At 69.0% G+C, this 1,584-nt stretch carries 2 protein-coding genes; both read right to left on the bottom strand.

All coding sequences use genetic code 11. The features are described 5' to 3' along the window. The coding region (locus RMN86_RS08050; protein ID WP_309605315.1) for a 2-dehydropantoate 2-reductase N-terminal domain-containing protein at positions 1 to 193 on the bottom strand (193 nt) is incomplete at its 3' end. 168 nt (positions 194 to 361) lie between these two features. Continuing rightward, on the bottom strand, positions 362 to 1,584 hold a 1,223-nt coding region (locus tag RMN86_RS08045), incomplete at its 5' end, for a glycerol-3-phosphate dehydrogenase/oxidase (protein WP_309605314.1).

Genomic DNA, 1,584 nt, shown 5'->3' with positions numbered 1-1,584 from the left:
GCACTTCCGACAGGTGCATCGTCTTCGCGTTCCTGGCGATGAATTTTTCTTCGGGCGTGACCCCGTCGAGCTCGAGCCCGCGCGAGCGGATCGCCTCGATGTTTTCGGGCCACATGTCGATCAGCGTCACGTCGTGGCCGTCCCGCGCAAAATACGCCCCGACGTAGCCTCCGAGCGCGCCGGCGCCGACCACTGCAATTCTCTTGCCCATTGCGCCCTCTCACTCAGATCCTCGGCCCGGTGCGGGGGCGAGGCAGCCAATCAAACGTTCCGGACGCAGAGAATACAGGATCGGCTTGCGCGTTGTGAAGCAGAAGTGGATGCAAAACCAGACGCCGGGCCTTCGACTTTGCAGGAGCCATCATTCAGCAGCCTGGCTGCGTGGTGGCAGGGAGAGGTACAGCCGGGACAGTGCCTCGAATTCCGCGACGCGCGGGTCGGCCCCTGTTTCTTCCCGCAGGATGGCGCCGACCTGCGGCGCCATCGCTCCGGCCAGGGCGGCATCGAGAAACAGCAGGCGCCAGCGCCGGGCCAGCACGTCCTCCACCGTCCGGGCGTATTCACGGCGCGCCGCGAAGCGCACCATCGCCTCGGTCAGGCCGCCGCCCAGCAAGCGAGTGGCGCCTGGCAACTCGCGCACCGCGCCCTGCTCGCTGCCATAGGAGTGCAGGCCCTGGGGTTCGCTCAGGGGCCGCCGCCCGGCCGCCGGACCATCGCCCCCGACCAGGGTCAAGTTTGCGGTCACTCCCGCCGCCACAGCGGGCAGAAGCCCCATGTCGAAACAAGTCTGGAGCACGTCCTCGGCCATCGCCCGGTAAGTGGTCCACTTGCCGCCGGTCACCGTCACAAGCCCACTGGCGCTGGTCAGCACCGTGTGCTCGCGGCTGAGCTTCTTGGTGTCATGCCCGCTTTCGTCCTGCGGCTTGACCAGCGGGCGCAGGCCCACCCACATGCTGCGGATGTCGCCCGGTTGCGGCGCCCGGGCCAGGTAGCGGGCCGATTCGCCCAGGATGAAATCCAGTTCCTGCTGGAACGGGCGCGGTTCCAGCGCCAAGTCGCCGCGCGGCGTGTCGGTGGTTCCCAGGATCAGCTTGCCCAGCCAGGGGACACCGAACAGCACCCGGCCGTCGGCCGTCTTGGGCACCATCAGGGCGTGGGTTCCGGGCAGGAAATCCCGGTCGACCACGATGTGGACGCCCTGGCTAGGCGCCACCATGGGCCGCACCGGCCGGCCGATCGCCTCGCCATCGAGTTGCCGCAACTGGTCGACCCAGACACCGGCTGCGTTGATGACGCAGCGCGCCTGCAGCTCGAATGCCTGGCCGGTCTCGCTGTCATGGCAGCGCAGTCCCGTGACCTTGCCCGCCGTGTGCACGAGGTTGTCGACCGGACAGTAGTTGACCACCAGCGCGCCGCGCGAGGCCGCGGTCCGGGCCAGCGCCAGCGCCAGCCGGGCGTCGTCGAACTGGCCGTCCCAGTACTTGACGCCGCCCTTGAGGCCTTCGCGGCGCAGGGTCGGCAGCCGGGCCAGGGTTTCGCTGCGGGACAGGAATTCGGTCGGGCCCAGGCCGGCCTTGCCGGCCA

Origin of the sequence: Phenylobacterium sp. (genome assembly GCF_031360265.1) — a bacterium.
Classification (GTDB): domain Bacteria; phylum Pseudomonadota; class Alphaproteobacteria; order Caulobacterales; family Caulobacteraceae; genus Phenylobacterium.
The sequence above is the reverse complement of the archived record's forward strand: the minus strand, read 5'-3'. Positions and strand labels throughout refer to the sequence as shown.